21 protein-coding genes and 1 riboswitch are annotated in these 22,814 nt (G+C 39.0%); of the genes, 3 read left to right on the forward strand and 18 right to left on the reverse strand.

Annotated elements, in window-relative coordinates:
* Positions 1 to 12 precede the first annotated feature (12 nt).
* The 13 genes from IGI44_RS08855 to purC form a co-directional block, all read right to left on the reverse strand.
* The gene (locus IGI44_RS08855) at positions 13 to 756 is read right to left on the reverse strand and encodes a nitroreductase family protein (RefSeq protein WP_438787401.1); all 744 of its coding nucleotides are present in this window, start codon (positions 754 to 756) and stop codon (positions 13 to 15) included.
* Entirely contained in the window at positions 757 to 2,178 is a 1,422-nt protein-coding gene (locus IGI44_RS08860) for a PLP-dependent aminotransferase family protein (RefSeq protein WP_438787402.1), read from the reverse strand.
* Between the two features lie 193 nt (positions 2,179 to 2,371).
* A complete protein-coding gene (gene guaC, locus IGI44_RS08865; protein ID WP_438787403.1) occupies positions 2,372 to 3,349 on the reverse strand; it encodes a GMP reductase in 978 nt (325 codons plus the stop codon).
* Positions 3,350 to 3,549: 200 nt separating this feature from the next.
* Positions 3,550 to 3,978 (reverse strand): DUF3788 family protein, encoded by a 429-nt coding sequence (locus IGI44_RS08870; RefSeq protein ID WP_438787404.1) that lies wholly within the window; start codon positions 3,976 to 3,978, stop codon positions 3,550 to 3,552.
* 392 nt (positions 3,979 to 4,370) lie between these two features.
* Positions 4,371 to 5,621, reverse strand: a complete 1,251-nt coding sequence (gene purD / locus IGI44_RS08875; protein WP_438787405.1) for a phosphoribosylamine--glycine ligase — start codon at positions 5,619 to 5,621, stop codon at positions 4,371 to 4,373.
* A 15-nt stretch (positions 5,622 to 5,636) separates the two neighbouring features.
* A complete protein-coding gene (gene purH / locus IGI44_RS08880) occupies positions 5,637 to 7,169 on the reverse strand; it encodes a bifunctional phosphoribosylaminoimidazolecarboxamide formyltransferase/IMP cyclohydrolase (RefSeq protein ID WP_438787406.1) in 1,533 nt (510 codons plus the stop codon).
* Between the two features lie 120 nt (positions 7,170 to 7,289).
* The gene (purN, locus tag IGI44_RS08885; protein ID WP_438787407.1) at positions 7,290 to 7,871 is read right to left on the reverse strand and encodes a phosphoribosylglycinamide formyltransferase; all 582 of its coding nucleotides are present in this window, start codon (positions 7,869 to 7,871) and stop codon (positions 7,290 to 7,292) included.
* The gene (gene purM / locus IGI44_RS08890; protein ID WP_438787408.1) at positions 7,868 to 8,911 is read right to left on the reverse strand and encodes a phosphoribosylformylglycinamidine cyclo-ligase; all 1,044 of its coding nucleotides are present in this window, start codon (positions 8,909 to 8,911) and stop codon (positions 7,868 to 7,870) included. Before purM ends, purN begins: the two co-directional genes overlap by 4 nt.
* A 56-nt stretch (positions 8,912 to 8,967) precedes the next feature.
* A complete protein-coding gene (gene purF / locus IGI44_RS08895) occupies positions 8,968 to 10,407 on the reverse strand; it encodes an amidophosphoribosyltransferase (RefSeq protein WP_438787409.1) in 1,440 nt (479 codons plus the stop codon).
* A complete protein-coding gene (gene purL / locus IGI44_RS08900) occupies positions 10,392 to 12,611 on the reverse strand; it encodes a phosphoribosylformylglycinamidine synthase subunit PurL (RefSeq protein ID WP_438787410.1) in 2,220 nt (739 codons plus the stop codon). Before purL ends, purF begins: the two co-directional genes overlap by 16 nt.
* The gene (purQ, locus tag IGI44_RS08905) at positions 12,611 to 13,291 is read right to left on the reverse strand and encodes a phosphoribosylformylglycinamidine synthase subunit PurQ (RefSeq protein WP_438787411.1); all 681 of its coding nucleotides are present in this window, start codon (positions 13,289 to 13,291) and stop codon (positions 12,611 to 12,613) included. Before purQ ends, purL begins: the two co-directional genes overlap by 1 nt.
* Before the next feature lies 1 nt (position 13,292).
* Positions 13,293 to 13,547 carry a phosphoribosylformylglycinamidine synthase subunit PurS gene (purS, locus tag IGI44_RS08910; RefSeq protein WP_016180334.1) on the reverse strand — a complete coding sequence of 85 codons (255 nt, stop codon included), beginning with the start codon at positions 13,545 to 13,547 and terminating at the stop codon, positions 13,293 to 13,295.
* Between the two features lie 2 nt (positions 13,548 to 13,549).
* Positions 13,550 to 14,266, reverse strand: coding sequence for a phosphoribosylaminoimidazolesuccinocarboxamide synthase (gene purC / locus IGI44_RS08915; protein ID WP_438787412.1), 717 nt, complete (start codon positions 14,264 to 14,266; stop codon positions 13,550 to 13,552).
* 256 nt (positions 14,267 to 14,522) lie between these two features.
* Here purC and IGI44_RS08920 point away from each other — a divergent pair, with 256 nt between their 5' ends.
* On the forward strand, positions 14,523 to 14,894 hold the full coding sequence (locus tag IGI44_RS08920; protein ID WP_438787413.1) for a hypothetical protein: 372 nt from the start codon (positions 14,523 to 14,525) through the stop codon (positions 14,892 to 14,894).
* 44 nt (positions 14,895 to 14,938) lie between these two features.
* On the opposite strand, the gene purB is transcribed toward IGI44_RS08920, so the two are convergent.
* The 3 genes from purB to purE form a co-directional block, all read right to left on the reverse strand.
* A complete protein-coding gene (gene purB / locus IGI44_RS08925; RefSeq protein WP_438787414.1) occupies positions 14,939 to 16,234 on the reverse strand; it encodes an adenylosuccinate lyase in 1,296 nt (431 codons plus the stop codon).
* A 70-nt stretch (positions 16,235 to 16,304) separates the two neighbouring features.
* Positions 16,305 to 17,426, reverse strand: coding sequence for a 5-(carboxyamino)imidazole ribonucleotide synthase (purK, locus tag IGI44_RS08930; RefSeq protein ID WP_216408585.1), 1,122 nt, complete (start codon positions 17,424 to 17,426; stop codon positions 16,305 to 16,307).
* Positions 17,419 to 17,907, reverse strand: a complete 489-nt coding sequence (gene purE, locus IGI44_RS08935) for a 5-(carboxyamino)imidazole ribonucleotide mutase (protein WP_438787415.1) — start codon at positions 17,905 to 17,907, stop codon at positions 17,419 to 17,421. Before purE ends, purK begins: the two co-directional genes overlap by 8 nt.
* A 233-nt stretch (positions 17,908 to 18,140) precedes the next feature.
* Between purE and IGI44_RS08940 the strand changes: the two genes are divergently transcribed.
* Positions 18,141 to 19,586 (forward strand): IS1182 family transposase, encoded by a 1,446-nt coding sequence (locus IGI44_RS08940; protein ID WP_438787416.1) that lies wholly within the window; start codon positions 18,141 to 18,143, stop codon positions 19,584 to 19,586.
* A gap of 26 nt (positions 19,587 to 19,612) precedes the next feature.
* Here IGI44_RS08940 and IGI44_RS08945 read toward each other — a convergent pair whose 3' ends face one another.
* Complete coding sequence (locus IGI44_RS08945) at positions 19,613 to 20,896, reverse strand: nucleobase:cation symporter-2 family protein (protein ID WP_438787417.1); 1,284 nt, start codon at positions 20,894 to 20,896, stop codon at positions 19,613 to 19,615.
* Between the two features lies 1 nt (position 20,897).
* Complete coding sequence (locus tag IGI44_RS08950; RefSeq protein WP_438787418.1) at positions 20,898 to 21,479, reverse strand: xanthine phosphoribosyltransferase; 582 nt, start codon at positions 21,477 to 21,479, stop codon at positions 20,898 to 20,900.
* Between the two features lie 76 nt (positions 21,480 to 21,555).
* A riboswitch (purine riboswitch) is annotated at positions 21,556 to 21,653 on the reverse strand.
* Positions 21,654 to 21,893: 240 nt separating this feature from the next.
* Between IGI44_RS08950 and IGI44_RS08955 the strand changes: the two genes are divergently transcribed.
* Entirely contained in the window at positions 21,894 to 22,811 is a 918-nt protein-coding gene (locus tag IGI44_RS08955; RefSeq protein ID WP_438787419.1) for a CorA family divalent cation transporter, read from the forward strand.
* The last annotated feature ends 3 nt before the right edge of the window (positions 22,812 to 22,814 follow it).

Genomic DNA, 22,814 nt, shown 5'->3' on the forward strand with positions numbered 1-22,814 from the left:
ACTATAAGGTACTTACCTATCAGTGTCAAACTTAACACCGAAAAATTTGTTAATTTTCAGAAACTCATCCACCTTTTTATTCGGAGTGTTACTAAAATAGTCGGCAAACTTTTTACTCCATAGCTTTGTTTCCCGAGCTTCAGCAAATTTCTCCATGGTCTCATCATACGTTTCAATTAAAGAATAATCGTAATCTTTATAGGTATCATAATGGATGACGGCTTGTTCTGGTAATCTAGGTTTTACCTGCATTTCCACATTCGGCTTTCCAATACTCAAACCAGCAACTGGCAATACATAATCAGGCAGCTTTAATAATTCGCTGACCTCAGCAATATCTTTGCGAATTGTCCCAACAACTACAGAGCCTAAACCTAATGCCTCAGTCGCGATCACGGCATTTTCTAATGCTAAAGCTGCATCGGTGACAGCCGTGATTACTGGGTCAAATCCTTCATTGATTCGATACTCAACCCCATAGTGTTCAGCAACTTTTTGTGTTCGTTTCAAATCTGCTACAAATACTAGAAAAACGGAACTATTCAGTACATGAGGGTTTCCAGGATTCATTGCTACTAGTTGTTCACGAATCCCCCGATCCTTAACAACAATAATGCTGTACATTTGGCCGTTCATCCAGCTTGGAGCTTGCCGGCTAGCTTGTAAAATTTTTTGCAGCTCCTCTTCTGATAATTGATACGTTTCATCAAAGTTCCGATACGTCCGATGTTGATTCATTACTTCTAGCGCTTCCATCTAACTCCTCCTTAATTCCTTTGAGATTGCTTGCAATTTGATAAAAAACTCTTGTCTCGTCTTTTTAGACATGCGAGTATAATTTACTCTCATTGACATTGTATCATTACTAAAAAGAAATGAGGGCGCGATCAATAATTTTTCCTGTAAAAAAATCTCCCAATCTTTTCGCGTTAAATGTTGGTGTCGCCATGTCAGATATACATATATGCCGCCTTCAATCTTTGAAATACTCCAATCACCCGCGATAATTTTTGACTGATCAATAAAAGCCTGGGCTTTCTGCTTTAAAGCAACAACTAATTCTGCCTGATTTTGTTCAAATAATGGATCTGTTAATGCCGTATGTGCGATTACTTGAGGAAAAATGCTGATTGAGAAATCCATCATTTGTTTAGCATCAGATAAGCGTTGAATTAGCTTCTGATCTGCGACAATCCATCCAATCTTGATCGAAGAACCAAATATTTTTGAAAGGGAACCTAGGTGAATCACCTGGTGTGGTGCAAGTTCTTTTAAAGATGGTGGAATTTTTTTGAAATTCATTTCGCTAAACACTTCATCTTCTACGATCGGCAGCTGGTATTTGAGACTGAGTTCGATTAATTCATTTCTGCGTCTTTCTGACATCGTCGTTCCAGTAGGATTTTGAAAAGTTGGATTCAGAATGATTAACTTAATTTTTTTTGTCAAAATCAATTGCTCTAATTTATCAATTCTCATTCCCTCTTTGTCCATTTCAACACCGTACAACCGTACTCCAGCACTGGCAAAAATTGGTAATGAATACAAAAATGAAGGATCTTCAATTGCAACACTATCACCACTTTGCAACATCACTTGTAATAATAAAAACATGGCCTGCTGACCACCAGAGGTGATTAGTACTTGATCGGACGAAACGTCAATTTTTTGTTCTAATTTGATTCGTTTACAAATAACTTGTTGTAAAGGGCGGTACCCTAACGAACTTTGCTTTTTTTCTTCTAACAATAATTCTTCCCATGTATAAGATGGAAAACGGAAGTCGGGGATCATACTTAGTGGTAGTTCTCCAGAATATAGATCGATGATATCTGGCTCCTTCAATAACCGCTGAGCCCTTTCCAAAAAGGGTTCTTTAGGATGGGTTTCTTGAGTAAATAAACTACGCCAATCTACTCGTGGATGGGTACTTCGCCCCCAGTTCCCCTCATTGACGAGGGTGCCGCTGCCTTGCCTACGAATGACCCAGCCCAAACTGACTAGTTCTTCTAATGCATGAACCACGGTGGAACGATTCACTTGATAATATTCTGCTAATTTTCGTTCCGCGGGTAATTTATCTCCTGGCTGCAACGTACCATCTTGAATATAGGAAATAATCTGTTCGATAATTTGTTGATAAATTGGTGTGGATTTTGTATTTGCTAATTGCCACATAATCTTTCCTCACTTACCATTGGATGACTTAAAACTAACCCAATCATCCACCACTGTCAATCGATCTTTAAAAACATATCATTCGAGCGAACAAAAAAAATGAACGATTACCTACTATTGTAATCGTTCATTTTGAATTAATTTGTTTAGTTTCAAAAAACAGGATAATCTTTTAAAAGTTTTCTAAAAATAGTTAAATCGTATCACCGTTGAAAATTGAGTTCTTCACAACCACATAATCTACCTTCTGCAAAGCTTCTAGATCATTTCCGCCAGCGTAAGAAATGGATGATTGTAAGTCTTGTTGCATCTCAACTAAAGTGTCTTTTAAAGAACCTTTATAAGGGATCCAAATTTTCTTACCTTCAACATTTTTCTTCTCCCCTTTTTGAAACTCTGAAGCACTACCAAAGTATTCTTTGTAAACAACACCATCTTCTACTTTCGTTTCGCCAGGAGATTCCTCATGACCAGCAAACAATGAACCAATCATCACCATTGTTGCACCGAAACGAATCGATTTTGCTACATCGCCATGCGTTCGAATTCCACCGTCGGCAATAATTGGTTTACGCGCTGCTTTAGCACACCAACTTAATGCCGCCAACTGCCAGCCACCGGTTCCAAAACCAGTTTTGATTTTCGTAATACAAACTTTTCCGGGTCCGATTCCAAGTTTTGTAGCATCTGCTCCCGCATTTTCCAATTCACGAACAGCCTCAGGAGTACCTACATTTCCGGCAATAACGAATGTTTCCGGCAAATACTTTTTGATATGCTTGATCATATTGATTACAGGATCTGAATGACCATGAGCGATATCAATCGTAATATAGTCTGGATTTAATTTATCTTCTGCTAATTGTTTTACAAAATCGTATTCATATCCTTTTACACCTACACTGATTGATGTAAATAGACCGCGAGATTGCATTTTCTTTATGAAGGGAATTCGTTCTTCTTCATAAAAACGATGCATGATATAGAAATAACCATTTTCTGCCAAAAACTCTGCAATGTTCTCGTCAATAATTGTTTGCATATTGGCTGGTACTACAGGCATCTTAAAACTAAATTTCCCAAGTTGAACGGTCGTATCACACTCAGAGCGACTGTTCACAACACATTTGTTAGGGATCAACTGAATATCTTCATAATCAAATACTTTCATAGTGGCCTCCAATGAATAAGATAACTATCTCATTTAATTTTTCTTCACGCTTAAAAAAAGAAATTATTATTTTTTATTTAAAGTAACAAGCGTGAACAATAAAAAACATAGGGCAGTATCGCCCTATGTAATTTACAACATATTCATCTAAAAAGCAAGCTGATTTTAAATTAAACCGCAAAAACACGAACATTTATTTTTCAAACCAACGCATTCCTTAATTTTTTAGCCTGTAAGCTAATTAGAAAAATAACATCTTCCATTTCCTCTTCATTAGTAACTTTCATTTCTATCTGCTGAGTATTTTTTGACACATCTTCAAACTTTTCCTTGAATTCATTCGACATTACCTTCACCATCGGTGTTAAGTAGCTGATTCCGAAATCTGGAAATGGTGTGACCACAGAGAAGTAGTTTTCATGAATTTGAATACGGCAAAGCACCCCATTATATTGTTCAATTAAAAGCTTCCAGCCTGTTTGTTTTTGGAAAATGTATTTAATTGTTGGATCATAATGTCTCATAATTTGAGCTAATAAAATTTTTAAATACTGAGAATTCGGTAATCCGGATAGAATCATTTTTAAATCATGATTCTCATCATCCGTTTTGGATCGTTTTCTCTCCATAGTACTCGCCTCTTTCAATACGCTTTGGAACGAAAAATATTTCTACTAATGCAATTGACTCTATGAGTTAATTCTTTTTATTTTTCTTCAAATTCCTATATTTTTCTAACGCTTTTTTCATATTCAGTTTACCACTTTTAATTAAAGCTGTCATTTTTTAAATCTGAGAGCTTTTTGTACATAAGAAAGGCTTCGCGAACTCGCTCAGCTTTTGAGCAATAAGACCAAAATATTTCTAAATTGTTTCTCAAATTTCGAAATATTTTTGTTTATTGCCGATAAAGCTAGTTCGTGAAGCCGGACATGGATATTCCTGCTGTAAAGCGATTTATTTATGTGAAAATTTTATACTCCCTTTAAGTATAAAAAAACGGCCAACTGGCCGTTTTCTCTTATTTAATAGATTTAGCACCAATATCTTTTCGATAAAAGTACCCCATAGTGTCAGCACCGTCTAAAGCTTGATAAACTTTTTTTTGCGCCGCTTCAATCGTTTCTGCTTCTGCTTCTACTAGAAGTACACGTCCACCTGAAGCACGTGTTGTTCCTTGATCATCAATGACTCCTGCGTAGTAAACAGTCACCTGATCATTGAAACATGGAATCGCCATCCCTTTTTGATAATCATTTGGATACCCTTCAGCAGCTAAAACGACTCCGACTGATGCCTGATTACTCCAAACCAATACTGGCTCTTGGTCGTTCAAGATAGCGTCAATCACTCCGGCAAGATCACTGGTTAAGCGCGGTAAAACAACTTGAGTTTCTGGATCCCCAAAACGAGCATTGAACTCGATGACTTTAGGTCCAGCATCAGTAGCAATCAATCCTGCATACAAAATACCTGTAAACGGTGTATCATTTTTCACCATCCCAACAGCGGCTGCCTTCAAGATTGTTTCAACAGCTGTATCGACCATCTCTGAAGAAATTTGCGGTACCGGAGAGTATGCCCCCATCCCGCCAGTGTTCGGTCCCTGATCATTATCATAGGCCCGTTTGTGATCCTGAGCAATTACCATCGGATAGACCTGTTCATTTTTAACAAAGGCTAATAGCGAAAATTCTTCACCAGCTAAAAATTCTTCAACAACAACTTTATCTCCACTTTCTCCAAAACGATGATCAGTCATCATCTCTTTCAAAGCTTGCAAAGCTTCATCTAAAGTCATCGCTACCGTGACACCCTTACCGGCGGCTAATCCATCTGCCTTGATCACAATGGGGGCTCCTTTTTCCTTCACATACGCACAAGCCGCTTCGTAATCGGTAAAGGACTCGTAATCAGCAGTTGGAATCTGGTTATCCACCATAATCTTCTTAGCAAATTCTTTTGAACCCTCAATCATCGCCGCCGCTTTATTCGGTCCGAAAATTTTAAGCCCTGCTGCCTGAAAATCATCGACGATTCCATTTAATAATGGAACTTCTGGACCGACAAATGTCCATTTAATTTCATATTCCTTAGCGAAGGAGATCAGTTCTTCGTGATTATCTTCAGCAATATCTACAATTTGGATACCATCCTTTTTCATGCCGGGGTTTCCCTTAGCACAATAAACATCCGTCACTTGCGAACTCTCTAACATTTTTTTAGCAATAGCATGTTCACGACCGCCGCTACCAATAATTAGTAATTTCATTGAATCCTCCTCGAATTAATGTCTAAAGTGACGAACACCAGTGAAGACCATGGCTACACCATACTTGTTAGCCATTGCAATTGAATCTTTATCGCGAATACTTCCGCCGGGTTGAACAATGGCTTTGATTCCATGCTGAGCAGCGTATTCCACACTATCATCCATAGGGAAATAGGCATCACTTGCTAAAACAGCACCTGCCATACGCCCCTTTGCTTCTTCTAAAGCGATTTTAACTGAGCCAACACGATTCATTTGTCCTGCGCCAACACCAACTGTTTGATGTTCATTCGCCACCACGATGGCGTTGGATTTCACATGCTTAACAGCTTTCCAAGCAAACGCTAGAGCTTTCAACTCTTCATCTGTTGGTTTACGATCCGTTACGACTTCCCATTCTTCAGCAATTTCTTCAACAACGTCCTGATCTTGAACTAGTAATCCGCCTAAAACAGAAACCATTTCTGGCTGATTACTTGTCTGATCACTAAAATCTAAAGTCATTAAACGTAAGTTTTTCTTGCCTGATAATACGTCGAATGCTTCTTTGCTAAAGCTTGGTGCGATGATGATCTCTAAAAATAATTTGTGCATTTCTTGAGCGGTTTCCAGATCAATTTCACGATTTGCTACTAAGATTCCGCCAAAAATTGATGTTGGATCTGCTTCATAAGCGAATTGATACGCTTCTGAAATCGTCCGGCCGCTGCCAATTCCACATGGATTCATATGTTTTAATGCAACAACTGTTGGCTCAGTAAATTCTCTAGCAATCCGAATTGCTGCATCTGCATCTTTAATGTTGTTGTATGATAATTCTTTTCCATGTAATTGCTGTGCACTAGCAATTGAATAGGAAACTGGCAAGGCATTTTGATAAAACGCAGCAGATTGATGACTATTTTCACCATAACGCAGAGTTTGTTTCAATTCATATGTCAAAGTCATTTTTTCCGGTTCGACATCACCGACACGCTTAGTTAAATAATCCGCGATTAACGCATCATAAGCTGCTGTATGACGGAAAACCTTCGCTGCTAATCGTTTACGCGTTTCTAAAGACGTTTCATTATCGCTTTTTACTTCCGCTAAAACTAATGCATAATCTTTAGGATCAACCACCACAGTAACCGATGCAAAGTTTTTAGCTGCAGAACGCAACATGCTTGGCCCACCGATATCAATATTTTCAATCGCATCTGCTTCCGTTACATCCGCTTTAGAAATCGTCTCTTTAAACGGATATAAATTTACACAAACAAAATCAATTGGTTGAATATCATGCTCACTCATAGCATCCATATGACTTGTTAAATCTCGCCGTCCTAATAAACCACCATGGATTTTCGGATGCAAGGTTTTTACTCGACCATCCATCATTTCAGGAAAGCCTGTTACTTCATCGATACTTAGCGTTGGAATTCCTGCTTCGTCCAAAACTTTCTTCGTTCCACCAGTAGAAATAATTTCAATTCCTGCTTGAACTAATCCTTTAGTAAATTCTACAACTCCGCTTTTATCTGAAACACTAATCAATGCTCTTGTCATGATGACTCTCCTTATTTGTATTAATGAACTGCTATTTCTCGTATTTAACTTTACTAATGTAAAAAATCTTTTAATTATTCTTTACATATGTTAAGGCAGAACGAAAATCGCTAAATGATTTTACTGTTTATTCAGATGAAAATCTTTCGCAATTTCTGCTAGAACTTGTGGATAAAGCTGATGTTCAACTTGATGGATTTTTATTTCTAAGTCCTCCAAAGTATCACCCTTTGCAATTTCAACACTACCTTGAGCAATTATCGGACCAGTATCTACCCCGCTATCCACATAATGAATCGTGACACCCGTTTCTTTCACCCCGGCTTCATAGGCATCCTTAATCCCATGCAATCCTGGAAAATTAGGTAGCAAAGCTGGATGAATGTTGACAATTCGGTTAGGAAAAGCCGCTAATAAATCTTTTCCAATGATTCGCATATAGCCTGCCAAGACAACTAAATCTACTTCGTATTGTTGTAACAATCTTAATAAAGCTGTCTCATAACTTTTTTTATCAGGAAATTCTTTTAGCTCAAAGCTTTCACAGGGAATCTCAAAGTTTTTTCCACGTTGTAACACATAAGCATCACGATGATCGGAAAAAAGCAACGTCAACTCAGCATCTATCTTTTTATCTTTTACTGCTTGAGCAATTACTTCAAAATTTGATCCATTCCCTGAAGCTAAAACGGCTAGTCTCATGCCTGCGCTCCTTTGAAAACAATTGCTGAATCTTGTTTTTCTATTACTTTACCAATTACAAAAGATACTTCATTTCGTTCCTTCAAATCAGCTTGCAACTCTGCTAATTTTTCTGGCGCTACAGCCAATACCATCCCTATTCCCATGTTGAAAATCTCATACATTTCCATTTCAGGAATCTCACCATATTTTTCCAGCGCTTCAAAAATCGGTAACACCGGCCAAGAGCCCATTTCAATTTCACAAGCCAATTTTTCTGGTAACATGCGTGGTAAATTCTCAACAAAGCCGCCACCAGTTACGTGTGCGATCCCATTCACTAATTCCTTTTTAACCAAAGGAAGCACCGCTTCAACGTAAATTCTAGTCGGTGTTAAAATCTCATCACTAAGTTTTCCAGATAATTCTGGTAAATTTTCATCAAGTGAAAAGCTATTTGTTTCGAAGAAAACCTTACGAACTAGTGAATAGCCGTTGGAATGAATCCCTGAGGACGGTAATCCAACCAAGATATCGCCTGCTTGAATTTTCTCACCAGTAATCATTTGACTTTTTTCAGCGATACCAACAGTAAAACCAGCTAAATCGTAATCATCTTCACCATACATCCCTGGCATTTCTGCTGTTTCGCCTCCGATTAAAGCAGATCCCGCTTGAACGCAGCCTTCTGCAACACCTGCAACCACCTGCTCTAAACGGGCGGGCACATTTTTACCAGTAGCAATGTAATCCAAGAAATAAAGCGGTTCAGCCCCCTGCGCTACGATGTCATTGACACACATTGCCACACAATCAATCCCGATCGTATCATGTTTGTCCGCTTGGATTGCTACCATTAATTTTGTCCCTACACCATCCGTTCCAGAAACTAAAATAGGTTCCTTTAAATCAAATTGACTAAGGTCAAAACAACCTCCAAAACCGCCTATTGCTCCCATAACGCCTAGACGTTCAGTTCTTTTCACATGCTTTTTAATCCGTTCTACTACCTCGTAACCAGCTTCTACGTCGACACCAGCTCTGGAATATGCATTTCCCACTAGATCCGCTCCTTATTCACATTAAAATTTTAGTCACTTCGTTGATCTTCTGCTTTCTAATAAAAAGAAGTTTTTTCTTTTAGAGTCGCTTGATAATGCTTTTCGTAATCATACAGCGGCGTTGGATAATCCCCATTGAAATAAGCCATACATAATCCTGAATAAGGCGCGTCAAAATCTAATCCAATAGCATTAATCAAACCTTCTTCACTTAAAAATGACAACGAATCAGCGCCAATCATTTCACGAATTTCTTCAATAGAATGGTTCGCTGCAATCAACTCTTTACGAGTTTGGATATCAATACCATAAAAACATGGGTAACGTAACGGTGGCGAAGCAATTCTTACATGGACTTCCTTCGCACCTGCTTCTTTCAACAGATTAACGATCCGACGACTGGTTGTGCCGCGGACGATTGAATCATCAACCATGATGACGCGTTTTCCTTCCACAACCCCGCGCACTGCAGATAGCTTCATACGAACGCCTTGTTCACGTAACTCCTGCGTTGGTTGAATAAATGTTCGTGCGACATATTGATTTTTCACTAAACCCATTTCATAAGGGATCCCAGATTCTTCTGCATAGCCACTGGCAGCAGACAGGGAAGAATTTGGTACGCCAACGACCATATCGGCTTCGATTTCAGCTTCATTAGCTAAGATACGCCCCATATTTTTACGGGCACTATGAACATTCACGCCTGCAATATTCGAGTCCGGTCGTGCAAAGTAAATGTATTCCATTGAGCAAATGGCGTGTTGCGTATTCTCAGTAAAAGTTTCGACTTTTAACCCTTCATCATTGATTGTAATAATTTCACCGGGATTAACGTCTTGAATGAATTTCGCACCTACAACTTCTAACGCACAGGTCTCCGATGCAACTACATAAGCGCCATTGACCATTTGACCAATTGATAATGGTCGAAAACCATTTGGGTCTAGGGCAGCCACCATCGATTCCTCTGTCAGCATTAGATAGGCAAAACCGCCTTTAACAGTGTTCAACGCTTCTTTCATGCGTTCACACAAAGTCTCTTTTTGGCTGCGGCGGATCAAATGCATCAAAATTTCTGTGTCAGAATTTGAGTGAAAGATCGCGCCGTCAATTTCTAACTCTTTTCGCAGACTTTTCGCATTGGTCAGATTTCCGTTGTGAGCTAAAGCAAAAGCACCATCATAAAAGTTGAATAAAAACGGTTGAATATTATCAACACTGCTTGTTCCTGCTGTCGCATAACGAACATGTCCAATCGCTGCTTGGCCAGTTAAACGACTTAATTGACGTTCATTCTTGAATACTTCCGAAAGAAGCCCTAATCCACGATGACCATTCAACTTTCCAGCATCATTACTGACGATTCCAGCGCCTTCTTGTCCGCGATGTTGCAAGCTGTGTAAGCCAAAATAAGTGACGCGCGCAGCATCTGGGTGTCCCCAGATGCCAAAAACGCCACACTCTTCATTTAAACTTCTTACTTCATTAGACATGGAATGGCTTCCTCCCATACTTCTTCGGCCTTTTTAGTAGCGACGTTGATTTCACCGCCAAGCGCAGTCAACTTCAAGTCACCTGTATTAGTTATTTCACCGATATTCACTGCTTTTTCACCCGCTAAAGCCTCGAAATCTGCTTGTTTCTCTGGTTTTACAGATAAAACAAAACGAGATTGTGTTTCTGCAAATAGATTTTCGACAGGCATTTCAACAGAAATCTCGACTCCTAACTGATTGTTAAATGCGGCTTCAGCAATAGCTACTGCCAGACCGCCTTCCGCACAATCATGAGCACTTTCAACTAAGCCTGCTTTGATTGCTGAAAGCACTAATTCCTGATTAGCTTTTTCAACAGCTAAGTCAAACGCCATCAGTTTCCCTTCAATCAAGCCCTTTTGCATTTTTTGAATCTCTGCACCATTAAAGTCTGCTTTAGTTTCTCCAACGAGATAAACCAAATCACCAGCAGCTTTAAATTCTTGCGTTGTGATATGTGACAGGTCTTCGATCAAACCAACCATACCGATCATCGGCGTTGGATAAATAGCTTTCCCGTTAGTCTCGTTATACATTGAAACATTTCCTGAGATAACCGGAGTATTCAATGTGCGGCAGGCTTCCGAAATACCGTCAGCCGAGGTCCATAATTCCCAGAATCCTTCAGGTTTTTCAGGAGATCCATAATTTAAGCAGTCCGTGATCGCTAACGGCTGTCCTCCAGATGCAACAATATTTCGAGCTGCTTCAGCAACCGCGATTTGCCCGCCGATTTCAGGATTCAAGTATAGATAACGTGCATTACAATCAGTTGTCATTGCCAATGCCTTATTTGTTCCACGAACACGTAAAACGGCCGCATCGCTTCCTGGTCGAACAACCGTATTAGTCCTAACCTGTGAATCGTAGGTTTCATAAATCATTCTCTTTGAAGCGATCGTTGGTTGTTGTAACAATCCTAATAATGTTTCCGTTGCGTCTGCCACTTCTGGTTTGAAATCAGTCATATTAGCAAATTCTTGGATTCGAGCGGGTTCCCGTTTTTCATTTTCATAAACAGGCGCATCTTCGGCAAGCGCATCAACTGGTAAGTTAGCTACTTCTTCACCATGATGATACAAACGATACAACCCATCATCTGTTACTTCACCGATTGTCACCGCGTCTAATTCATAGCGTTTAAATAATTCAACCACTTCATCCTCATGCCCTTGTTCAACACAGATCAGCATCCGTTCTTGTGATTCAGATAACATCATTTCATATGGTGTCATATGAGTTTCCCGTTGTGGGACGTCATCTAAATACAGCTTCAATCCAGAACCCGCTTTTGAGGCCATTTCTGAACTAGAAGAAACTAACCCAGCCGCACCCATATCTTGAATACCTACCAAGATATCTGAATGATCTAAGATTAACTCCAAACATGCTTCCAACAGTAATTTTTCCATGAAAGGATCGCCCACCTGAACGGCAGAACGCTGTTGTTCTTCACCTTCGACAAATTCTTCTGAAGCAAAAGTCGCTCCGTGAATTCCGTCACGTCCTGTTTTTGCTCCAACGTACATGATCGAATTGCCGACCCCTTTGGCTTGCCCTTTTTGGATGTCCTTGTGATCAATCAAACCAACACACATCGCATTAACTAAAGGATTGCCTTCATAGCAAGGATCAAAGGCTACTTCTCCGCCAACTGTCGGTATCCCAATACAGTTACCGTAACCACTAATTCCAGCAACAATCTCTTCCAATAAATATTTCGTTCTTTCTGTTGTTAATTCGCCGAAACGTAAAGAATCTAAGACTGCTATCGGACGTGCACCCATACTGAAAATATCGCGGATGATTCCACCAACACCTGTTGCGGCACCTTCATAAGGTTCAACAGCTGAAGGATGATTGTGACTTTCTGCCTTGAAAACCACAGCTTGATTGTCACCAATATCGACAATTCCAGCACCTTCCCCAGGTCCTTGTAATACTTGAGGACCATCCGTTGGAAATTTACGCAGGACTGGCTTCGAGTTTTTATATGAGCAGTGCTCACTCCACATAACGGAGAACAGTCCCGTTTCTGTATAATTGGGCAAACGACCAAGAATCTCTTCTGAAATCAAACGATATTCTTCATCAGTCAGTCCCCAACCAGCGTAAATACGCTGATCTTTGATTTCTTGTGCCGTCGGTTCTAATTTCATCATTAGTTTGCAGTCACCTTTCCAAAATTAGTTAAAATAGAAGCAAAGAACTTCTTACCATCATCAGAACCTAGCAATTTCTCCATTGCTCGTTCTGGGTGAGGCATCATTCCTAAGACGTTACCAGCTTTATTCGTAATGCCGGCAATACTCTCGATACTCCCATTGATATTTTCACCTTCATAAGTAAAGACAATTTGATTATTCGCTTTTAACTCAGCTAATGTCTCATCATCACAATAATAGTTTCCTTCACCATGGGCGACTGGGATTTGAATAACTTCATTTACTTGATATTCAGATGTAAATTTTGTTTGATTGTTCACAACTTTTAGCGGCGTAATTTTACTGATAAATTTTAACGATTCGTTACGACGCAAAGCGCCAGGTAAAAGCCCCGCCTCCGTTAAAATTTGAAATCCATTACATGTGCCGAAAACTGGCTTTCCTTCTTCAGCAAAACGAATCACTTCTGACATAATATTGGCAAAGCGAGCAATCGCACCGCAACGTAAATAGTCGCCGTATGAAAAACCACCTGGCAATAATACACCGTCAAAGCCATCAAGACTCTCTGCGTCATACCGAACATACTCACAGTCGGCTTTCATGATTTCCTTCATTGCCCAGTACATATCTAAGTCACAATTAGAACCGGGAAATACAATGACCGCAAATTTCATGCTATACTTCCTCCGATGTCAAAATTTCATAACGATACGTTTCCATATTGACGTTTGCTAATAGTTTGTCACAAACCTCTTCGATCATTTCTTCCACAGGACGATCACTTTTGGCAACTTTAATCTCAAAATATTTTCCGATCCGTACATCTTCGATTTCGTTGTAGCCCATCCGATGGACTGCGCCTTTCACTGCTTCTCCTTGTGGGTCCAATACAGAATCCTTATACGTTACATAAACTTTTACAAAATACATCCTTATTCTCCTCGCTTTTCTAATCTATTTAGTACTTCTTGATATACCGGAATGATGTCACCTAAGTCTCGACGATAAATATCCTTATCCAAGTGTTCCTTCGTCTTTTTATCCCATAAACGACAAGTATCAGGAGAAACTTCATCTGCCAATAAAATCGATCCATCTTTTTGACGACCGAACTCTAACTTGAAGTCAACTAATGTGATATCTATTGAATCAAATAGTTCTGTTAGTGCCTGACCAACTTCTAAAGCCATCTGACGTAACTGAGTAAGTTCTTCAGTACTAGCAAGTTCTAGAGCAAGAATATGTGCATCAATAACCATTGGATCATCTAACGCATCGTTTTTATAGTAGAACTCAACAATTGGTGATTTTAAAGGAGCTCCTTCTGGAATCGCTAATCGTTTCGAAAAGCTGCCAGCGGCAATATTTCGCACAACCACTTCTAAAGGGATGATCTCAACAGTCTGAATTAATTGTTCATTGGCAGAAAGCTGCTTGATATAGTGATTAGTAATTCCTTTACTTTTTAAGAAATCAAAAATCAAACCGGTGATCCGATTATTAAGTTCGCCTTTACCGCTAATTTGATCTTTCTTTGCCCCATTTAAAGCAGTGGCTTGATTCAAATATTCGACCCATATGATAGTTGGATCATCTGTTTCAAACAATTGTTTTGCCTTACCTTCATAGATTAAAGTTCCTTTTTCCACGTCATAACGCTCCCTTTTTATGAACATTTATAAACGAACTACTTTAATTGTTCGTTTCTTAATTTCTTATTTAGTGTAACAACTGAAATTAGATTTTTCAATATTTTATCGGATATTATAATGAAATAAGTCTTTCAATGTTCGTGTTTAACGAAAGCATCTTTCTTGTTTTCTAGAACCTTTACAAAGAGAGCGTTTACATTTTGTGAAAATGGTGCTATATTTAATTCGAATGATATATATGGGGGAATCGCTTATGTTAGATGCGCCGGTAGCAGCTGAAAAATTTCTTAATTCAATGCTAGAAACAGACAAACAACACTTACTAAATGCGTTATTGGGTTTAGACAACACTCATAGTATTAACTGCAATACCAGCTTTTATTCCTATCGTAATCTAAAAAAAATACTGCATCCAAGACAATCGCAACCTATGCAGTCTTTACGTTTTTCTAACCAGTCTCAGGATGAATTGATCATTCGGCAATTGAAGGATCACTCCTTCTTGAAGAACTCCTATCGTATTGAAATTCTTTTGAATTCACAAACTTATGATTATCAACTAATCTGCTGCTTATTGGAACAACTCCATGAAAGTTGTTTTGTTGACGTGTATTCATATGCTTAGTACAAAAAAACTCTTACCGCAAATTTTTTGCGGTAAGAGTTTTTTTATTTGATTCCGACACGTTCAAAAACTTTGTCGACATTTTTCAGGTGATAATTATAATCAAAAGCGTCGTCTAACTCAGCCTTAGATAAAACATTCGTGATTTTTTCATCCGCATCTAAAAGTGGACGAAACTGCGTTTGATTATCCCAAGCATAGGCAGTTTTTGGTTGAACCAAATCATACGCTTCTTCACGAGTCATTCCTTTATCAATCAACTTCAGCATCACTCGCTGACTATAGATCAAACCAAATGTTGCCTCCATGTTGCGTTTCATATTCTCTGGGAACACAGTCAGATTCTTAACGATATTACCAAAGCGATGCAACATATAATCGACTAGAATCGTGGTATCTGGTGTAATAATCCGTTCCGCAGAGGAATGAGAGATATCACGTTCGTGCCATAAAGCTACATCTTCAAAAGCAGTAATTAAATGCCCCCGTACAACTCGAGCCAAACCAGTCATATTTTCTGAACCGATTGGATTTCGTTTATGAGGCATCGCAGAAGACCCTTTCTGTCCTTTTGCGAAAAATTCTTCAACTTCACGAGTTTCAGATTTTTGCAATCCACGAATTTCTGTCGCAAACCGCTCAATTGAAGTTGCGATCAACGCCAAACTTGAAAAGTATTCGGCATGTAAGTCCCTTGGTAATACTTGTGTTGAAATTTCTTGCGGACGAATACCTAATTTTTCACAGACAAATTCTTCAACAAATGGTGGAATATTGGCAAATGTACCGACTGCACCAGAAATTTTTCCAGCTTCCACACCCTTAGCCGCATGTTCGAAGCGCTCGATATTACGTTTCATTTCCGAGTACCAAGTAGCTAATTTCAAACCAAAAGTCGTAGGTTCTGCATGAACGCCATGCGTCCTTCCCATCATAACTGTATCTTTATGCTCTAAAGCTTTTTGCCCAATAATTGTTAAGAACTCTTGCAAATCTTGACGCAAAATATCATTTGCTTGTTTATATAAGTAGCCGTACGCAGTATCAACGACATCTGTACTAGTCAAACCATAATGAACCCATTTACGTTCTTCCCCTAATGTTTCAGAAACCGCACGTGTAAAGGCTACAACATCATGTTTCGTTGATTGTTCGATTTCTAAGATACGATCGATATCGAAACCAGCGTTTGCACGGATTTTTTCAACATCTTCTTTAGGAATCTCTCCTAATTCTGCCCACGCCTCATCAGCTAGGATTTCAACTTCCAGCCAAGCTTTATAACGATTTTCATCGCTCCAGATGTTTCCCATTTCGTCTCTTGAATATCTAGGTATCATTAATTTTCTCCCTCGTAAATCATTTAATTTTTTAACGATAAACTCAAAAACACATCATTGAATAGAATGATTAGTCCCATGTTTCGGTCTTTTTAATATCGTCTAATGTTCGTTGAATACTGTCGGTTAATATTGTAATGTGCCCCATTTTACGACCCTTTTTAGGCATGGCTTTACCATAATAATGAAAATGCCATTCTGGCCATAAATCAATAAGTTCGTATGTCTTCAACAGGTTCTCACCCAAAACATTGACCATTACTGCATTTGACAACAGCTTGGGTTCACTCAATGGCCAACCACAAATTCCACGAATATGCGCATCAAATTGACTCATATTGCAGGCTTCAATCGTGTAATGACCAGAATTATGCGGCCGTGGAGCGATCTCGTTAACGTATAATGCGCCGGCTTTGGTTAAGAAAAACTCTACACAAAGAGTGCCGACTAAATCGACTCCTTGAGCGATTACTTTTGCAATTCGACTGGCTTCTTTTGCTACAGCCGCGTCAATTCCCGCCGGAACAATTGTTTCGTGCAAAATATTATTGCGGTGAACATTTTCCACTACTGGAAATGTTACATAATCGCCAATGTTATTTCCTGCCACTTGCACCGATAACTCTTTTTCAAATGGAATCCAGGCTTCCAGTACGCAAGTACCTTGACGCAATAGATTCATCGAAGGGGCTAAGTCAGCAGTGCTGTTCAAAACATATTGTCCGTGTCCATCATATCCCCCACGCGTAGTTTTCAAAACACAAGGATAACCGATTCCTTCAATTGCATCTTGAATGTCTGTTGGACTGATTATCGTCGCATAAGGTGCAATCACGATATTATTGTTTTCTAAAAAAGACTTTTCCATTAATCGATCCTGACTGATGGCTAACAGGTCAGTCCCCTGAGGAATATTGGCGAAATGTTGAATATGATTGATGGTATCTACATCTACATTCTCAAACTCATAGGTAATCACCTGTGATCTGCGAGCCATTTCTTCCAATGCCATTTGATCATCATAATCAGCAACAATATGCCAATCTGAAACTTGCGCAGCCGGACAATCTTCCGTTGGATCGATTACACCCGTACGGAATCCCATTTCCTTCGCACTGATAGCCATCATACGGCCTAATTGTCCTCCGCCTACGATACCAATCGTAGAGCCTGGTTTTAACGATTTAACCAAGTTGCTCACTACTTTCCAATACAGTTTCTGTCATTTGCTGCCGTTTCATTTCTAAACGTTCAGCTACTTTGTTATCATACATTGAAAGCATCTGTGCCGCAAGTAGTCCTGCGTTGGTTGCACCAGCTTTTCCGATCGCTGTAGTAGCCACAGGGACACCGCCAGGCATTTGTACAATCGATAATAATGAGTCTAAACCATTCAACGCCTTTGATTGGACTGGAACACCAATAACTGGCAAGGTCGTTTTGGCAGCTACCATACCTGGTAAATGAGCTGCTCCTCCGGCTCCTGCGATAATCACCTTAATCCCTCGTCCGCGTGCCTGTTCAGCAAAGTCGAACATTAAATCCGGTGTGCGATGTGCTGAAACAACCCTTTTTTCATAGATCACACCTAGTTCATCAAGACTATCACACGCAAACTTCATTGTCTCCCAATCGGAGGTACTGCCCATAATAACTGCAACTTCTGGATTCATAATTTGCCCCTTTCATTATTCAAGCTTATTTTAGCAAGTCCCTTTTCGTAAGTCAAAATGTAATTCGAATATTAACAGACAATTCTAACCTATTGTTCGCTTTTTACGAAAATAAAAAAGAAACGCAGCTTACGCTACGTTCCAGACTGTAGACAAAGTCCATTTTATGGATGCTGTCTACAGTCTTTTCTTTTATAATAGATTTATGAAATCGAATACAAGGAGTGATAGTTATGATGTCTAAAAACAATACGAATGGTAGAAATCAATTTGCGATGCTCACGATTGATGATCTGGTTCCTCAAGATCACCTCGTTCGAAAGATTGATGCCGCACTTGATTTTGACTTTATTTATCCAATCGTCGAAGCCGCTTACTCCGATTTAGGTCGACCAAGTATCGATCCAGTCATTCTGATTAAATTAGTGTTTATCCAGTATTTATTCGGCATCCGTTCCATGCGCCAAACCATTAAGGAAGTCGACACCAATGTCGCTTACCGCTGGTTTTTAGGCTATTCCTTCGAGGAGAAAATCCCCCATTTCTCAACTTTTGGAAAGAATTATGTCCGCCGATTTAGAGAAACGACGTTGTTTGAGGATATCTTTGCCTATATTTTAGAACAAGCAGTTAAAGCAGGTTTCGTAACAGAGGATAATTTGTATCTGGATTCTACCCACATCAAAGCCAACGCCAATAAACATAAGTTTACGAAGGAAATGACCCATGATGAAGCGAAAGCCTATCAAGATGAATTAGAAGATGAGATCAATCGTCAACGAATAGAGGCCGGAAAACGCCCTTTTACTTTGGACCTAGAAAAGGAAGTGAAGCTGAAAGAAAGAAAAATAAGTAAGACTGATCCGGAAAGTGGCTACTACGTCAAAGGTGAACGAGAAAAACAATTTGCTTATTCTGCCCATACTTCATGCGACGACAACGGATTTGTTCTCAGCACCATCATAACTCCTGGAAATATTCATGACAGTCAAGTCGCCTTTCAACTCGTCAAACAATCGAAGAGACTTTTTCCTGAAATCAATTGTGTTGTCGCTGATGCCGGGTATAAGACACCTAAGTTTGTTCACTTTTTGACTCATTTGAACCTTCGACCTTGTTTGCCTTATTCAAGGCCCAAAGGGAAAAAGGGACTATTATCAAAAAACGAGTTTCTCTATGACGAGTATTATGATTGTTACATTTGTCCGCAGGATCAAATGCTCGATTTTTCAACAGTCACTCGAGACGGGTATCGTGAATACAAATCTGATCCAAAAGAGTGTGTCCACTGCCCTCTGCTAAACCAATGTACCAAAAGTAAAAATCATCAACGAGTCATCACGAGACATGTTTGGGGAGACTTAATGGATGAAGCGGAACATCTTCGTTTAACGGATCGGAATAAATCGATTTATAAAAAACGAAAACAAACGATTGAACGAATATTTGCGGATGCAAAAGAGAAGCATGGGATGCGTTGGACCAAGTATCGAGGCTTGGAAAAAGTCGCGACGCATACGATGCTGGTGTTTGCTGCAATGAATTTAAAGAAATTAGCCACTTGGCTATGGAAAGGCAAGAAGCCTTTATTTTTTTGTCCTGAATGTCGAAAGAAATCAGATAAAAAGACGTCCCAAACTCAAATTTCGAGTTTGGAACGTCTTTTGTCTACAGTCTGAAACGCAGCTTACGCTACGTTCCCTTCTTATTTTACTTCTCTCTTATATCCGTGAAATAGAAGATTCAAAATAATCGCAGATAAACTGCTCATCACGATTCCATTTCCTGTAAACATTTGAACTGTTTCTGGCAACTTAGCAAATAAAGTCGGCATCGCATTAAATCCTAAACCAAAACCAATTGAAATGGCAATAATCAAGAGATTTTTTTCATCGTTGTAATCAACTTTAGACAGCATCTTCATCCCTTGAACAGCTACCATACCGAACATTACCAACATCCCACCACCTAAGACAGGTTCAGGAATAATCTGGGCCAAAGCACCAACTTTTGGGAATAGTCCTAAGACAATTAAAAAAATGGCTGAAAAGTAGATTGGACGACGAGTTTTTATTCCCGATAATTGAACTAGTCCCACATTTTGAGAAAAGCCTGTGTAAGGGAATGTATTGAATAATCCCCCTAGAATAACCGCTAAACCTTCTGCACGATAGCCGCGTTTCAGATCGTCCTCCTTCACTTCTTTGCCAACGATATCGCCTAGAGCAAAATAAACTCCGGTGGATTCAACCATACTTACAATCGAAATAATAATCATTAATAAAATAGAAAATGGCTCAAACTTTGGTGTTCCGAAATAAAAGGGCTGGGGAACATGAAACATTGGCGCATGACCAATAGCTGCTAAATCAACTTGTCCCAAAAGGGCAGCCAAAATGGTTCCACCAACTAAACCGACTAAAACCGCAATTGAACGAACAAACCCTCGACCAAATATTTGAATAGCTAGAATCAAAATAATCGTTACGAAAGCTAAAATTAAATTCGTAGGGTCCCCAAACGTCTTATCAGCAGCATCGCCACCGCCCATTTTCGTAATAGCAACAGGAATCAATGTTAGTCCGATGGTTGTGATGACTGTTCCCGTTACGATTGGCGGAAATAATTTTTCTACCTTAGAAAAGAAGCCTGAGATCAGCACAACGAAAATCCCAGCAGCAATGATCGATCCATAAACCGTGCCAACTCCATGCGTTTGTCCAATCAAAATCAATGGTGCGACCGCTTGAATGGCACAACCTAGTACAACGGGTAACCCGATTCCGAAAAATTTATTAACTGTTAATTGCAGTAGTGTTGCCACCCCACACATAAAGATATCGATGGAAATCAGATAAGTCATTTGCGCTTCGTTAAAACCTAACCCTGTTCCAATCAAAAGTGGTACTGCTACTGCTCCTGCATACATCGCTAAAAGATGTTGCAAACCTAATACTGCTGATTTTCCATTTCCTGTCTCACTTGTCACTCTATGCGTCCTCCTCGATAAATGTAACTTTACCGTCATGTAAGGAAGAGATTCTAGCTAAGGATACAACAGGAATTCCCATGTCTTCAATTAACTGGCGCCCATCTTGGAAAGATTTTTCAATCAAAATTCCAATTCCGGCAACACTTGCTCCAGCTTGTTGGCATAGTTCAATCAATCCTTTTGCCGCTTGGCCGTTCGCTAAAAAGTCGTCGACTAATAAGACATTGTCCTCTGCAGAAAGGAATTTTCGAGAAATGGAAATAGTACTGGTTACTTGTTTGGTAAATGAATAAACAGAAGCCGTCAATAATTCTTCATCCATCGTTAAGCTCTTAGATTTACGTGCGAAAATCATCGGTACCTTTAGGGCTTGAGCAGCGTAGACCGCAGGTGCAATTCCAGAAGCTTCGATTGTCACTACTTTAGTGATCTTTTTATCTGCGAAAACCTCTGCCAACCGTTTACCCATTGCGTCCATCAATTCAGGATCTACTTGGTGAGTAATAAACTCATCAACTTTTAAGACACCTTCACCTAAAACACGGCCATTGTCTTTGATGCGATCTGTCAATTCTTTCATTATACTTTCCCCTTTTCTTGTCGTTTTTTGATTAATACAAAAAACGCACCTCATCTGCAAAGCAAAAAAGGTACGTTACCGTACGATTTTTACTTATAGTCTTGCGTTTACGGCACAAGGTAGAAACTGTCATCCATATTATGACGATATATAAGTTTACTTCTAATGAAAATTTTCATTGAAGTTTATGAAATATGAAAATTATTATATCAGATACAAATTAGGTGTAAACTAGAATTAATTTAAATGAGAAGATTTATACCTGACTAACATGATTGTTTAACCTTCTCAAAATTTCTTCCATTATATAAGAAGTTTATTCTGCGTTCAATTATGACGATTCAAAATAATTGGCAATCATCTAAGGATTTGAGATGATTAAATTAATAAATTAAAAGCAAGGAGAGTTCTACATTGATCGATTACTTTTCAATTTCGGAGGAAGGGGTTCGTCCACAGACGAATAAAGGAAATTGGATAGCTGTTTCCAATCCAACCCTCGAAGAAAAAGAACAATTACATAATTTATTTGAATTACCAAAAAATTTCTTTTCTTTAAACGAAAACTACTCCGATGTTTCTTTTTTTAAAAACTATTCGACAGAAAATGAAAAAAAACTGTGTTTGATGCTTTTTATCGATATCCAATCAATTGATGAGCCTGAATCATTGCCTTCTACTGTGACCGTTTTTCTAACATCAAATACATTAATAACTGTAAGTGAACAATCGTTGGTTACTGAAGTCTTGGACAACTACGAAGCGGAAATTTCTAGTAAAGCCGGAGGCATTTTACATATGATTCAGATCATCAACCGACATTATTTACTTTTTTTACACGAACAGCGTAAAATGATTGAAGAAATCAGTCGCGGTGCCTCAAACGGATCAAACAGGAATATATTAGAAAAGACAACTGATACCGAAAAGACACTTGTTTACATTGATAATCTATTAAAAGAGCAGAGCAAAACGATTAATTCTCTTCTAGACTCTAGTTTAGTCGCTTCAGATCGTGATTTAGCGATTGAGATCGAGTTGCAAACCAAACAAGCTACTACCTCCGTTCAAATTTATCGAGAGATGTTAAGTTCCATCAGCGGTCTAATCAATAGTATGATGGATCACCGTCTAAATCAATTGATGAAATTCCTAAATACAGCCTCCTTGTTGCTGGCATTACCGACATTAATTTTCAGCTTATGGGGAATTAATACTGGCGGGTTGCTCTGGCGAGATTCGGAGATCGGATCAATCATGGTCGTTTTATTAGCATTAATTGTTTCAATCGTTAGTGGTATTTATCTCTTTAAAAAGGATTATGATACTTAAAAA

It is taken from the genome of Enterococcus sp. DIV0756 (assembly GCF_051710745.1).
GTDB lineage: Bacteria > Bacillota > Bacilli > Lactobacillales > Enterococcaceae > Enterococcus_A.